This is a genomic window from Pontibacter sp. GD13, assembly GCF_058216355.1.
This window is the reverse complement of record NZ_JBYZMQ010000002.1, coordinates 143,089-156,989: the sequence shown is the minus strand read 5'-3', so window position 1 is coordinate 156,989 and position 13,901 is coordinate 143,089. Positions and strand designations below refer to the sequence as shown.

The 13,901-nt window shown below is 50.8% G+C and carries 14 protein-coding genes; 8 read left to right on the top strand and 6 right to left on the bottom strand.

Features of this window, described 5'->3' with window-relative positions; all coding sequences use genetic code 11:
• Nucleotides 1–10 precede the first annotated feature (10 nt).
• From AC4BAN_RS04305 to AC4BAN_RS04295, 3 genes are all read left to right on the top strand, one after another.
• Entirely contained in the window at nt 11–2,863 is a 2,853-nt protein-coding gene (locus AC4BAN_RS04305; RefSeq protein WP_490563141.1) for a M16 family metallopeptidase, read from the top strand.
• Between the two features lie 545 nt (nt 2,864–3,408).
• Nucleotides 3,409–4,242 (top strand): M48 family metalloprotease, encoded by an 834-nt coding sequence (locus AC4BAN_RS04300; RefSeq protein ID WP_490563140.1) that lies wholly within the window; start codon nt 3,409–3,411, stop codon nt 4,240–4,242.
• A gap of 41 nt (nt 4,243–4,283) precedes the next feature.
• On the top strand, nt 4,284–5,426 hold the full coding sequence (locus AC4BAN_RS04295) for an App1 family protein phosphatidate phosphatase (protein ID WP_490563139.1): 1,143 nt from the start codon (nt 4,284–4,286) through the stop codon (nt 5,424–5,426).
• 14 nt (nt 5,427–5,440) lie between these two features.
• On the opposite strand, the gene AC4BAN_RS04290 is transcribed toward AC4BAN_RS04295, so the two are convergent.
• Nucleotides 5,441–5,938 carry a YybH family protein gene (locus AC4BAN_RS04290; protein WP_490563138.1) on the bottom strand — a complete coding sequence of 166 codons (498 nt, stop codon included), beginning with the start codon at nt 5,936–5,938 and terminating at the stop codon, nt 5,441–5,443.
• Nucleotides 5,919–6,659, bottom strand: a complete 741-nt coding sequence (mtgA, locus tag AC4BAN_RS04285; RefSeq protein ID WP_490563137.1) for a monofunctional biosynthetic peptidoglycan transglycosylase — start codon at nt 6,657–6,659, stop codon at nt 5,919–5,921. The genes AC4BAN_RS04290 and mtgA overlap by 20 nt, the downstream gene beginning before the upstream one ends.
• A gap of 109 nt (nt 6,660–6,768) precedes the next feature.
• On the opposite strand from mtgA, the gene AC4BAN_RS04280 reads away from it, so the two are divergent.
• Nucleotides 6,769–7,404 carry an LON peptidase substrate-binding domain-containing protein gene (locus tag AC4BAN_RS04280; RefSeq protein WP_490563136.1) on the top strand — a complete coding sequence of 212 codons (636 nt, stop codon included), beginning with the start codon at nt 6,769–6,771 and terminating at the stop codon, nt 7,402–7,404.
• A 16-nt stretch (nt 7,405–7,420) separates the two neighbouring features.
• Entirely contained in the window at nt 7,421–8,635 is a 1,215-nt protein-coding gene (locus AC4BAN_RS04275) for a metallophosphoesterase (protein WP_490563135.1), read from the top strand.
• Between the two features lie 15 nt (nt 8,636–8,650).
• Here AC4BAN_RS04275 and AC4BAN_RS04270 read toward each other — a convergent pair whose 3' ends face one another.
• Both AC4BAN_RS04270 and AC4BAN_RS04265 read right to left on the bottom strand, forming a co-directional pair.
• Nucleotides 8,651–9,556, bottom strand: a complete 906-nt coding sequence (locus AC4BAN_RS04270) for a diacylglycerol/lipid kinase family protein (protein WP_490563134.1) — start codon at nt 9,554–9,556, stop codon at nt 8,651–8,653.
• A 464-nt stretch (nt 9,557–10,020) separates the two neighbouring features.
• Nucleotides 10,021–10,830 (bottom strand): M48 family metalloprotease, encoded by an 810-nt coding sequence (locus AC4BAN_RS04265; protein ID WP_490563133.1) that lies wholly within the window; start codon nt 10,828–10,830, stop codon nt 10,021–10,023.
• A gap of 292 nt (nt 10,831–11,122) precedes the next feature.
• Here AC4BAN_RS04265 and AC4BAN_RS04260 point away from each other — a divergent pair, with 292 nt between their 5' ends.
• The gene (locus tag AC4BAN_RS04260; RefSeq protein ID WP_490563132.1) at nt 11,123–11,314 is read left to right on the top strand and encodes a hypothetical protein; all 192 of its coding nucleotides are present in this window, start codon (nt 11,123–11,125) and stop codon (nt 11,312–11,314) included.
• 70 nt (nt 11,315–11,384) lie between these two features.
• On the opposite strand, the gene AC4BAN_RS04255 is transcribed toward AC4BAN_RS04260, so the two are convergent.
• Nucleotides 11,385–12,185 carry a murein L,D-transpeptidase catalytic domain family protein gene (locus AC4BAN_RS04255; protein ID WP_490563131.1) on the bottom strand — a complete coding sequence of 267 codons (801 nt, stop codon included), beginning with the start codon at nt 12,183–12,185 and terminating at the stop codon, nt 11,385–11,387.
• A gap of 264 nt (nt 12,186–12,449) precedes the next feature.
• Between AC4BAN_RS04255 and AC4BAN_RS04250 the strand changes: the two genes are divergently transcribed.
• On the top strand, nt 12,450–12,854 hold the full coding sequence (locus AC4BAN_RS04250; protein WP_490563130.1) for a hypothetical protein: 405 nt from the start codon (nt 12,450–12,452) through the stop codon (nt 12,852–12,854).
• 42 nt (nt 12,855–12,896) lie between these two features.
• Here AC4BAN_RS04250 and AC4BAN_RS04245 read toward each other — a convergent pair whose 3' ends face one another.
• A complete protein-coding gene (locus tag AC4BAN_RS04245) occupies nt 12,897–13,289 on the bottom strand; it encodes a hypothetical protein (protein ID WP_490563129.1) in 393 nt (130 codons plus the stop codon).
• Nucleotides 13,290–13,604: 315 nt separating this feature from the next.
• Between AC4BAN_RS04245 and AC4BAN_RS04240 the strand changes: the two genes are divergently transcribed.
• On the top strand, nt 13,605–13,844 hold the full coding sequence (locus tag AC4BAN_RS04240) for a hypothetical protein (protein ID WP_490563128.1): 240 nt from the start codon (nt 13,605–13,607) through the stop codon (nt 13,842–13,844).
• Nucleotides 13,845–13,901: the final 57 nt, after the last annotated feature.

Sequence of the window (13,901 nt, the reverse complement as noted above, 5' to 3'; positions counted from 1 at the left end):
AAAAACAGACATGATCAAACAGATCGGAATGAGCCTTGTGCTTACGGCCAGCATCATTGGTGCCGCCGAAGCGCAAACCAAGCTCGTTGAAAAGGTAAGCAGGCAAGGAAGCGAACTGGTTATTCCTTATGCAAAGTATAAGCTGGCCAACGGCCTTACGCTTATCGTACACGAAGACCACTCTGACCCGGTGGTGCACGTGGATGTGACCTACCACGTAGGATCAGCCCGCGAAGAAGTAGGCAAATCGGGTTTCGCCCACTTCTTTGAGCACATGATGTTCCAGGGTTCTGATAACGTGGCCGACGAGGAGCACTTCAAGATCGTTTCTGAGTCTGGTGGCACCCTGAACGGCTCTACTAACCGCGACCGCACCAATTACTACGAAACAGTGCCCAGCAACCAGTTGGCCACGGCCCTCTGGTTGGAGGCAGACCGCATGGGTTTCCTGCTGGATGCCGTAACACAGAAGAAATTTGAGGTACAGCGCGAAACCGTGAAGAACGAGCGCGGCCAGAACTATGATAACCGCCCTTACGGACTGGTATCGGAGATAACTGCTAAAAACCTGTATCCGTACGGCCATCCCTATTCCTGGACCACCATCGGGTACCTGGAAGACCTGAACCGGGTTAACGTAAACGACCTGAAAAACTTCTTCCTGCGCTGGTACGGGCCAAACAACGCCACTGTAACCGTGGGCGGCGACGTGAAGCCCGAGGAAGTAGTGAAATTAGTAGAGCAGTACTTCGGCTCCATCCCTGCAGGCCCTGCCGTGAAGGACATGAAACCGGTGATGCCAAAGCTGGAGAAAGACCGTTACGTGTCTTACGAGGACAACGTGCGTTTCCCGATGCTGCGCATGACCTACCCCACCCCAGAGACCGGGCACAAAGATGAGCCCGCACTGGATGTATTGGCCGAAGTTTTGGGCCAGGGTAAGAACTCCATCTTCTACAAGAACTTCGTGAAAGAGCAGAAGGCTTTACAGGCTTCTACTTATAACTCGACAACTGAGCTGGCCGGTGAGTTTGGCATTACGGTAGTAACCTTTCCTACCAATAAACTGACCGACATGGAAGACCTGGTGCGCAAGTCGATTGACGAGTTTGAGAAGCGCGGCATTACTGACGAGGACCTGCTGCGCTTTAAGGCATCTGCCGAGTCGGGCCTGATCAACCGGATGGCCAGCGTGAGCGGCAAAGTATCGCAGCTTGCCTCATACGAAACCTTCCGCGGTAACCCCAACTATGTGCAGGAGGAGTTGAAGCGCATTAACGCCGTAACCAAAGAAGACGTCATGCGCGTGTTCAACCAGTACATCAAGGGCAAGCACGCCGTGATCCTGAGTGTGGTGCCGAAAGGCAAAACAGAACTGGTTGCCAGCGCGGACAATTATAACGTGTCGCCGGATGGCTATGTGGCAGGTCCGGACGAGTACAGCGGCCTGAAGTATACCAAAGCAGTAGACACTGCTTTCGATCGTAGCAAGCGCCCTGCCGCCGGTGCCAATCCGGTAGTGATGGTGCCAAAGTACTATACCAAGAAGTTTAAGAACGGCCTGAAGCTGATCGGTGCCAAGTCTGACGAGATTCCGACGGTTACCCTGCAGTTGTCTATCAAAGGAGGCAACCGCCTTTCTGCAAACGACATGAGCAAAGCAGGTGTTAGCTCCTTAACGGCCTCCATGCTGAACGAGGACACAGAAAACTATACTTCCGAGGAGTTTACTAACGAGCTCAACAAGCTGGGTAGCTCCGTGGGGATTTATGGTGGCTCTGACGAAACTGTAGTTTATGTGCAGTCGCTGAAAAAGAACCTGGATAAAACGCTGGCCCTGATGGAAGAGCGCCTGTTCAGACCGAAGTTCAACCAGGATGATTTTGACCGCCTGAAGAAACAGCAACTGGAGGGCATCGCCAACCAAGCCACCCAGCCGACCGCTATCGCCAACAATGTTTACAGCAAGCTGCTGTATGGCGAAGGCAGCATTTCGGCATTGCCAAGCTCTGGCACCACCGAGACGGTGAGCAACGTGACCCTGGAAGATGTGAAGCAGTTCTACCAGAACAATTACTCCCCTTCCGTATCGAACCTGGTCGTAGTAGGCGACATCACAGAGAAGGAGATCATGGGCAAGCTGAACTTCCTGAAGAACTGGAAGAAGAAAGACGTGAAACTGGTGGCAGACACCAAAGCACCGGCCGTCGATAAAACCCGCATCTACTTTGTTGACAAGCCGGGTGCCGCACAGTCAGAGATCCGTATCGGATATGTGGCCATGCCTTACGATGCCACAGGTGAGTTTTACAAATCAGGGTTGATGAACTACGCGTTGGGTGGTGCGTTTAACAGCCGCATTAACCTGAACCTGCGCGAGGACAAAGGATATACCTATGGTGCCCGTTCTTACTTTGGCGGTGGCGAATATGCTGGTCCGTTCACGGCGTCTGCCGGTGTGCGCGCCGATGCTTCCGCTGAGTCTGTGGTGGAGTTCATGAAGGAGCTTACCAGCTTCCAGAAAGACGGCATCACCGAGGAGGAAGTGCAGTTCATGAAGAGCTCCATTGGTCAGTCGGATGCGCGCAAGTATGAAACCCCAGGCCAGAAAGCCGGTTTCCTGGGTCGCATCATCGAAAACAACCTGAGCAAGGATTACGTGAAAAAGCAGACCGAGATCCTGAACAACATCACCAAAAAGGACATCGATGCGCTGGCCGCCAAAAACCTGCCAGTCGACAACATGTACATTGTGGTGGTAGGCGACAAGAAAACGGTATTGTCTAAACTGGAGGCCCTGCCTTACGAAGTGGTTGTAGTCGATACAGAAGGCAACCCGGTGGGGAGCTCTTCTTCGAAGTAAGCCTCTGTTTGCATACTTGTGCAGATACCTAAAGGAGCCTTTTGCATGACACTAAACCATAAAGGCTCTTACATCAAATAACTGCTTTCCTTATGCCCCTTATTAAGAAGTAAGAAGGCAAATTACAACAGAGGCCCGCTATTACAGCGGGCTTCTGTTGTTTAAAAAGGATAGCGTTAACAATGTACTTAAAATGTAGTCGCTAAATACCAGCTTGCCCTAACCGGCTAGTTAACATTAGATACAGCAAGTAGCAGGTTGCGTTGAAGCGCGTGAGATTCAAACGCTTGAGAAAGCACCTTCACAAGTTTTGGCACCCATGTGATCATCACCTCTTGCACCAGTACCCAAACGATCCCGCACAAAAACGCTGCTTTGTTTTTGCACTATATTTCACTTCCTGCTAGTGCCTCTGTAACAAAAGACCCCGCTATCTGCGTAAAGCACGGGAGCAAAGCCTGCTATTGAGCAAGCCTGCAAAATCACCCCCCTTCTCTTAATAATAACCCAAAATCTGCGTTGCAGTAAATAAACGAATGTACCAAATGACCAAAATTACGCTTGCTCCTTTTTGGGTGCTTACCCTAAGTTGCCTCCTGTTGCTTAGCGGCTGCAAAGACAACGACGGCGTCATCTTTTCTATTCAGGACGACATTAAGCTCGGTGAGCAGGTAGCGCACGAAGTTGACTCCACGTACCGGGCACAGGGCAAACTGGTGGAACGCAACAGTAGCAATGCCAATGTGCAAAAGGCCTATCAGAACCTGGACCGCATCGTGAACCGGGTACTCAACTCGGGGGAGGTAAAATACAGAAACGAGTTCCCCTGGACGGTAAAGATCATAAAAGAGGACCAAACGCTAAACGCATTCGCCACGCCCGGAGGCCATATTTATGTGTATACCGGCCTGATCCGGTTTTTACAGGACGAGGACCACTTTGCCGGTGTACTGGCGCATGAGATAGCCCACGCCGACCTGCGCCACAGCGTGAAGCAGTTGCAACGCGACTATGGCATCGCCATACTTTTGTCGGTGGCATTGGGCAACGACCCCGGCACCCTGCAACAGATAGCGGCCCAACTGGCCGGCTCGCTGGCAGGCCTGAAGTTCAGCCGCTCGGCGGAGACAGAGGCCGACGAGAAGTCTGTTTCGTACCTGGCCGGCTCTAACTTCTATGCCTGCGATGGCGCTGCGGGCTTCTTCATCAAGCTGGAGCAGGACTCGCAGCAGGGAACTCCCCCCGAGTTCCTGAGCACACACCCCAGCCCGGAAAACCGCATACAGTACATCCAGCAGCTGGCCAAACAAAAGGGGTGCAGCACCGCCTCGGCACCAGACAATGACTTTAACCAGTTAAAAAGCGCTCTGAACCTTTAACCGCCTGGTTGGTATCACGTTACGCCACCTACCCACGCACCATGAAAAAACAGCTCAGGCATACCGCCGCCAAAACCATTCTGAAAGCCGAAGAGAAGCTTGATCTGCTCACCTTCCAGCTCAAAAACAAATTGGGACTGAATGGTCCGCTGCAACTTGTGATGTACCGCAGCTACGGTACCCCGACCAGGCTGTATGTAAAGGGCCGGGTGCTGGTAGACAAAGGCATTACCCGATCGGAGCAAACTGACACTACCTGGGAGAACCTGCTGAACATGTACCGGCGTTTCGAAAGCGATGAAATCCCGAATGCGCGCCTGCAACTCACCCTGCAGGGAAAGGCGCACGAGATCACCAGCGATGGCGAGGGGTATTTTGTGCTGAACCTGGAGCCCGAAACGCCTTTAGAGCTGGACGATATCTGGCATACCATTGACGTGAAACTGGTTGAGGCCCCTGTAAAGTATACTGGTGAGGTGACGGGCAAAGCCCATGTGCTGGTACCCCCTCCCGACGCCGAATACGGCATCATCTCCGACATAGACGACACCATTGTGCGAACCGGCGCCACCAGTTTGCTAGAGTCGGGCAGGAACATACTTTTGAACAATGCCCACACGCGCATTCCCTTCCATGGGGTATCGCAGTTTTACAAAGCGCTGCAGCTGGGCCGCAACGGCAAACGCAACAACCCGTTTTTCTACGTTTCCAGCAGCCCCTGGAACAATTATGACCTGCTGTACCATTTCCTGGAACTAAACGACATCCCCCAGGGCCCCTTACTGCTCCGCGATTTTGGCCTGGACGAGCAGAAGTTCCTGCACTCAGACCACATGAGCCATAAGTACAAGGAAATCGAGAACATCCTGATCACGTATCCGAAGCTGAATTTTGTGCTGATCGGCGACAGCGGCCAGGCCGATGCCGACATCTACAGGGAAGTGGTGAAGAACCACCCGGGACGTGTGATGGCCATTTATATCCGGGATGTGAACATCGAAAACAGAACAAAGGCGGTAACCACTTTGGCCGACGAACTGAAAGCGGAAGGCGAAGTGGAGATGCTGCTGGTGAAAGACACCACCGCGGCGGCGGCCCATGCCGCCGCGTGTGGGTTTATTTTTACTGAAGAGGTAAAAGAAGTGGAGAAGGAGGCCGAAGTAGATGCGGCCGGCGACGCGTAAGCAGCGAAAAGTGCTTAACTGGAATGATCCGCCACAATTTTCCAGCCTGCAGCGAACTTCTTAAAGATCACAGAAAAATGCCCTTCCAGGTCTCCTTTTTCCGCCTCACGTGCCAGGTGCCACTTGCCTACCACCAGCATGACCGCTGGTGCTAAAGGGCGGATTTCCTTCAGGTCAAAGGTCAGCTGGCCCATGGCCGAGGCATCCGGGTAACCCTTTTTATAGTTTTCCAGTGTAGGCTGCCAGCCGTAGGTCAGCCCGCGGGAACCGATAAACAACAGCGAATCCGACTGCCAGTACCCCTGCATGTAACACACCAGGTCGCCCTGATTCCAACAGGCGCTTTGCTCCTGCAATACCTGTTTCACCTGCTCGGTGGCCCCGGTAACGTCCTGCTGCGTTGGCAGCGGCTGCTTTGCTGCATTTTCTGTAGTGTTACACGATATGGCCAGCAACAGCATGCCAGCGGCCCCGGCCCTTAAAAGGCTTTGCTTAAATCTTCTCTTTGTCATTTTCCGGAAGTATGGCTTTGATATAGGTTGTTCCGCCCAGTCGGCTCATGGCGCGCGCAATGCGCACGCGGCGCTTTAAAGTATAGCCGGATGGGTTACGGGCCGAGAATTTAATCGGATTGGGTAAAACAGCGGCCAGAAGCGCGGCTTGCTGCCTGCCCACCTCACGGGCCGGCTTTTTAAAGTACAGCTGCGAGGCAGCTTCCACGCCAAACACGCCATCCCCCATCTCGGCTATGTTCAGGTATACTTCCATGATCCGCTCCTTGCCCCAAAAAACCTCTATCAGGAAGGTGAAATAAGCCTCTACGGCTTTGCGCAGGTAGCTACGGCCATGCCACAGAAACACGTTTTTAGCCACCTGCTGGCTTATCGTGCTTCCGCCTCTTATGTTTCCACCATTTTGGTTCCGTTTAAAGGCATCGAATATGGCATCCAGGTCAAAGCCGTTGTGCACCAGAAAAAGCTGGTCTTCGGAGGCGACCACTGCCAGGGGCAACTGCTCTGACATCTCTCGCAGGGGCACAAAAGTATAGTTGATGTTCGGGTCTGTTTTGTCTGCCGCACCCGCTTCTGCCCGGCGCTGCAGCATGTGCAGTGTGGCCGGGGGCGCTACCCACTTGTAGAGCAACACCCACCCCACACTCAGCAGAAACAGGCTCAACACCAGCTTTGCCAACAACAGCTTTACCTGGCTGAACCCCAATCTTATTCTACGCATCTTTACACTCCTGTTCCAAGGTCGCAAAGGTAAATAGTTTAACAGATTTTTTTGTATCAACGCGGCGTTATCTAAACCCGTAAAGTATAAAAACGCAAAAACCCTCTCTATGGCAAAGTATCTTCCCCTGTTCCCTTTGAGTATTGTGGTATTTCCGGGCGAAAAACTAAACCTTCATATTTTTGAGCCCCGTTACAAGCAACTGGTCAAAGATTGCCTGGAGCATAAACAACCTTTCGGCATCCCTGTTTTCATCCAAAACGTGGTGGGTGTTTACGGAACCGAAGTCGAGTTGCTGGAGGTGGAGAAAGAGCATCTAAACGGGGAAATGGACATCCGGACAAAAGGCACCGCCATTTTTAAGGTGCTCCAGTTCGATAAGCTTGCACCAGGAAAACTGTACGCCGGTGGGGAGGTGGAAATGGTTGAGAATAATTTTCAGGAGGATGTGCTCACGAAACTTAAGATCAGGGAACTGCTCGAAAAACTGTACGACGCGCTGGGCCTGGATAATTTGTACCAGGACCTGGCCGAAGATTTCAAGAGCTATGATGTGGCGCATCACCTGGGCCTGAACACTGAACAGGAATATACCCTGCTGCAGATAGAAACGGAGGCAGAACGGCAGGATGCCATCCTGCAGCACCTGCAGCAGGTGGTGCCCATCGTGCTGGAAACCGAGCGGCTGAAGGAGCGCATCAGGCTGAACGGCCACTTTAAAAACCTGACACCACCCAACTTTTAGCCATCCTGCCCGCCCCATGCTTACCTACTTTCTGATCATACTTCCCACCTTGTTCATCGCCTTCATCCTGTTTAGCTATTGGCAGGAGAGAAAGTATAAACGCAAACCGTATTACAGACTTTCCGATGTTGGCTGGCAACATTATGCCCCTGCGCAGGAGGCACGGCTGGTGCACTCGGTAGCCGCGCTGGGTGATATTGGCGCTGTGGCAACCGATGGCACGGACCCGGTGATCAGGATATTGCAGGAGTGGCAGCAGGAAGCGGCTGAGGCCGGGACCGTCGTTTTTCTGGGGGATAACCTCTACCCTATCGGCCTGCCCCCGACAGGGCACCGCCACCGGCCATTGGCAGAAGCCAGGCTGGACCTTTTGCTGGGCACGGTAAACCGCTTCGGTGAGAAAAGCATTTTTTTGAGTGGCAACCACGACTGGCTGAAGGGGCGCCCCGGAGGGTATGCCCAAATGCTGCGGCAGGAAAAGTATGTGCACGACAGAACCGGGGATGAAACAAGCTACCTGCCCCGGCATGGTTGCCCGGGCCCTGCAACGGTACAGCTTGCCGAAGGGCTCCTGCTGCTCGTGATCAACACACAATGGTGGGTGCAGCGCGGCGAGAAGCCCTTGGGGAGCAAGTATGGCTGCCCCTACAACAACATTGAGGAATTTTACCTGGCCCTGCACAAGGTACTCCGCGAGAACAGGCACCAGCGCATCCTGATAGCGGCCCACCACCCTTTGTACAGCAATGCCCTGCACGGGGGTAAGTTTACCATCAAACAGCACATTTTCCCTTTAACAGCCGCCCACAAGCGGTTCTATATCCCCTTGCCCATCTTTGGATCGCTCTATCCCTTTTACAGGCAGCTTTTTGGGGCAAGCGAAGACATGTCGCACCGCAAATACAAGAAAATGCGCAAAAGGCTGCTGCGCATTTTTAGCAGGTATACCAACATCATGTATGTGGCGGGCCATGACCATAACCTGCAGCACTTTGAGGTACAGCAGAACCATTACCTGGTGAGTGGCGCATGCAGCAAAACAGCTTTTGTAAAAAAGGGGGGCAAAGCGACTTTCACCCTCGAGAACCTGGGCTTCTTTGTGTTCAACTACTACAGCAACGGCGAAATATGGGTGGAGGCCAGAACAGTGGCTGACAACCAGGAAGGTGCTGTGGTTGCCTTCCGGAAGAAACTGGAGTTAACGCTGCGGCCCCAGCCGCAGGTAATCTGATTCCTTAAGGTTTAGCTAAGCCACATCTGGTGCCGGTAAGATAACCCGGAGGCTTTTAGGGTGCATCTCCACCTTAATCTCCTCCCCCAGGTCAACGGGTTCCCCATCAATGTGCAGCAGCTCGTTCTCTGTGTTGTAGATGGTTGCTTTCTTACAGCTTATCTTGCGTGTAAACACCGAGTCGTCTATGCTGTCGGTGTACAGTTTATAAAGAATACCGATTGCGGCGGCTTTCGGAAACGGCTCGATCAGGCAAATCTCGAAACGGCCATCGTTCAGGATGCCATTCGGGTTAATGTTGGCATTTGAGCCAAAGGCGTTGGCGTTGGCAATGGTCACCATAAAGGCGGCTCCCTCATAGTTCTCCACATCCGTTTCGATGCGGTAAAACTTGGGCTCGTAACTCAGGTACTCCTGCATCGCGATCCAGGCATATGAACCCGGCCCGCGGGTATCGCCTTCGCAAAAACGCTTCACCACCAGGGCATTAAACCCGAGGTCGCTTAAATGGATGGAGGGCACCCCGTTTAAGGTCAGGGTGTCGATGCTCCTGATCACGTGCCTGTGAATCAACGCCAGCGCCTCCTCCACATCCTGCGGAATGCCGAGGTCTTTGGAAAGACCGTTGCCAGAGCCAAGCGGGATGATGCCCAGTGGAATTTTTGTCCCGATCAACTGGTCTCCTACCATGTTCACGGTTCCATCTCCCCCAACGGCAAAAACGGCGTCGTAAGGGTGGCGGGCGATATGTTTGCGGATTTCCTCCTGATCGTTTTCGCCGGTTGTTTTGAAAATGTCGCACTTGATGTGATGGGCCTTACACTCTTCCAGCACTTCCTCCTCCAGCTCTTCTTTCTCCACATCCCCTGCAATCGGGTTTATCACAAAAAGCAACCGCTTAAACTTTACTTTTTCATTCATGGGCAAACTGGTTTACTCAGCCATTGATACGTGAGTTTCGGGTAGGCTGGCCTATAAAAACGAAAACTAACCTCTTGTGTAGAGATTAGTTTTCGTTTTAGAATAATTAAACTTATCGGTTCTTCCTTATTTAGTCGATTTGGAAGAGCCCGAGGACTTAGATGAAGGGCTGGAAGAGCTACCGCTCTTTGACGATGTGCCCTTGTTAGCATCAGTTTTGGCCGATGTGGAGGAAGTTCCAGACTTCATATCTCCTTTTTTGGCCTCATTCTTATGCTGATCCTGATTTTGATTTCTAGTTGGCATACGTGTAAGTTTCATAGTTATAAATATACAGTAGCATAGGGCGCATTACCTGGGTAATGCAACGGCGAAGCGGAGTACAACCATCACCTGGTTGCACTATTTGTTATACAACGCCTATCAATTAAAGTTGTGTGCCTTTTTTGATAAACATCGTTTAATCAGGGTGTTAAACCCGTGGGCAGGCCTTGCGGGTATTCTCCCCGGATGGCTTTCTCAATCTCTGCCGCGCGGTTACCGGGGTTAGGGTGCGTCTGCAAAAACTCCGGCCCCCTCGAGGCGCCCCCTGCCTGCTCCAGTATGCGCATCACGTCCACCATGGCGCGCGGGTCGTAGCCGGCCTCCCCTGTCAGCTGCACGGCCAGCTTATCCGACTCCAGCTCATCCTCGCGTCCGTAGCTCATGTTGAGTAGTTTCCCGATCATGGCCGCAGCCACTGCGCCGGTTCTGCTGGCCGGATTGTCCGGATCGTACGTGGCAATGGCCGCTGCGCCTGTCAGGCCCTGCGTCAGCTTTGCTTTGGCTAGTTGCTGGGCCGAGTGGCGGGCCACCACATGCCCGATCTCGTGCGCCAGCACACCGGCCAGCTGGCCTTCTGTTTCGAGCTGTTTGAGCAGTCCCGCCGTTATAAAGACTTGTCCGCCCGGCAAAGCAAAAGCGTTTACCGTGTTTTCGTCGGCCAGCAGGTGAAAATCGAATTCATAAGGTGTTTCGCTCACGCGGGTACTTTGTACCAGTTTCTGCCCGATCTCCTTTACTTTGGCAGCTACCTCCCTGTCGGCGTACAGGCCACCATACTGCTGGGCCATTTCGGGGGCCGCCTGCAGCCCCAGCGCAATTTCCTGCTCCACGGTCATGTCTACGTGCTGGGCCTCGCCGGTAAACTCGTTTTCCTGGGTGTTGCACCAATAGGCAACCAGCGATACAGCCGCCAGCAGCATGGCAATCACATACTTAATTATTCCTCTCATTCCTCTGATGTTCTACTCTACTGTAATGAATTAAAAAAATTAACCGTAAGCTTCCCTACGAAATGATAATCTGAAAACTTGTACGGTATTTTTAAAACCGGAATCATGAAAACAGCATTTATTTATACAGAGAAAAGTATAGCGCCCAAATTTTGGAAGTATGCTATACTTGGTTGAGGGCCTGTTGCATAACATATTCATTTTAAGATACACCAAATCTGCTGGTTTTCGTACTAGAGGTAGTTTGCTGGAAAACCAGCGATAATTACATTTAAACTACACAACTATGAATATGAAAAGAACATTTGGCGCGGTGTTGCTAATACTAGGTATCATCGGCATAATATGGGGAGCGTACGCCTTCCTGATGGGTGGCGATGGCGCTGCGGTGGGCAAGTTCACCTCAGCTGTTCCGTTTGTGGTAGGACTGATCTTCTTCTTTGCAGGCATCAGCCTGGTAAAGACCACCAAGGACGAGGCTTAAAAAAAGCAGGGCCTGGCAGAGATGATTCTCTGCCAGGCCCTGCTTACCTGCATGCGCAGTTTAGGTTGTGTTATGCGTTAATCAGTTCCTGCATAGATTCCAGGGCGTATCCCTCCACCGCGTTTTCCTGGTTTAGGTAATTTGAGGTATAAGAAGACTCTTTGCCGTGGATATACAGCACCGTTTTATCCTTAATAGTTTCGATCACTTCCTTTGATATTTCCTGCGGTACCGATGGGCAGCCCAAGCTTCTGCCTAAACGGCCATTCTGCTTCACAAACGTTTCGCTCACATAATCTGCGCCATGCACCACAATAGCGCGCGCCATGGCATTGGAGTTATACTTAGCATCCATACCGGAAAGCCTCAGCGATAAGCCATGCTTGCCGTAATAAGTAGCGTCGGTCAGGTAAAAACCAATGCTGCTCATGTAAGAGTTAGGTTGGTTTGAGAAAGAGGTGGCTTTATCCTGCCCGGTGTTCCTGCCATGGGCGACCAGCGTGTGAATCAATAATTTTTTAGCATCCACATCCACGATCCACATGCGTTTCTCGCTGCTGGGCTTCGTAAAATCAACAATGGTTAAGATAGACTTGGAGGGCGCTGCCTGCTTGCGCAGCTTTAAATTGTGGTAACCTACATATGCATTGCGGAAAACGGACAGTGGCAGGCCTTTCTTTTGAAGGCCTGCAGCAGTATACACTTCCTGCATGTGCACATCGAAGGCTTCTTTTTTCATTTCGAATGTGAGGGTAGCGGAATTACCAGATACGTTACGGGTGGTAGCCGGAACGGTTGTAGTCTTGATGGTTTCAGGCGTATGGAAAGAGAGAAGGCCAAGCGTTAACGAGGCAATGATTATTCTTAGCATAAGGTTTTGGTTAGCTTCAAGTTTAGGCAATCAGTTAAAACAACAGGTATAAAAGGTTAAATTGTTCCCTTACCCTGTGATTTACAGTATTCAAAAGCACTTCTATACTTGTTGCATACGCCACCAGGTTCTAGTTAATCCTCTTATTATCAACGGCCTGCAAAGGTGCTTTCTTATACAGGGTAAATATAAAAAAGTATTTTTTTTAGCGTTGGATTGCTTCATAACCTGGCAGGCTGCAACTTTATACTTTAAATGAACCTCATGGCTAAATCTTCAATATCCTCCTCGTTTTTATTTTTACTGGTACTCTGCTCCTGCGGCACACCAGACAGCCTGCAAGATTTTGACAGCAAAAGCTGGAAAGACGACCGCAACGGTTGTACGGGTGCCAGACAGCATATGATTGGCGAGCTTAAGCAGCTTCGGGATGGCTTGTATGGGAAAAAGGAATACATGGTGCGTAACTTACTGGGAAAGCCGGATAGCGAGAGCCTGCTGGAAAGAAGCCAGCGGATCTATTATTATTACATAGAGCCCGGATCGCAGTGTACTGCCGCCGATAAGCTTTCATCAGAGGCAAACCGACTGGAAGTTCGCATTAACCCTACCGGAAAAGTGTCTGAAGTATCCCTCAAGACCCCCCTACAAACAGCAAAGCCCGAATAAATCGGGCTTTGCTGTTTGTAGGGGGGTCTTATTTTATTCGCTTTATTCGCTTTCAGCGGCAAAGTGGTCTTCCGTTTGCCCACTCATTTCAAGGAATACGCGCAGCTGATTTGGATGCAGCAGGGTTGACAGGATTTTGTCCGTTTCCATGTTTATAGCATAAATCGCTTTAGACCGCTGGATCGGGTTATCCTCAAAAAGCAACTCCGCTTCTTCAATCTGCCGGTAGCGATTTACATTTATTAGCTGCACTTGCTTTATCTGCTCTTCATTTAGCCCCAGTTCCTGCTGCAACTCCAAATCGGCCATGGCGGGTCCGCTTACCTGAACGGCCAGCACCTGTTTGTCCAGGCGATCGTCGGTTACCTTCATGCGCTGTGCATGAGAGAGCGTAATAATAGAGAATGCGAAAATGAAAAGTATAGGTTTAAGCATGACTTTGAATTTTAAAATCCCCTTCTGATTTGGCTGAAAGGGTATTAATAGGTAAAACGAAAACAAGCTAACTTAGTTAGAGTCCGAGCAGTTTATTTTTTTTATACTTTTCTAATAGAACCTATGGAAGCTCTCATGCCTAATTTATAACTATTCAAACAGTTATAATTCTTATACAAAGAACTTAAACGATAATTCAATTATATGAAACTCTATATGTTATTAAAGGTATAACTCAATAAGCACCCACAAATAGTATTTTAATAAGGGTTACCTACGAAGCGTGACCATGATGAGCCAAAAAAAAACAGCAGTATGAGAACTACGTATTATAATCCTAGTAAGCTGGAGGTAGATTTTGCGAAAGCGTTTAAAGAGCTGAGACCTCAGTTAGAGGCGAAGTTAGGAGAAGGCGAAGAAGTAGTGGCAATCGAATCCATACATGATGCCGATAACCCTATGGTGATCTTTAAACTAAAGGACAAGGAAGGCGACTTACACGAGGTAGTAGTTCAAATCATTCAACGGCCAGACCAGATAGTAAAGAGAATTTAATAAAAGAGCAGCCCCGCTGATAACATACAGCGGGGCTGCTCTTTTTAGGATAACCAG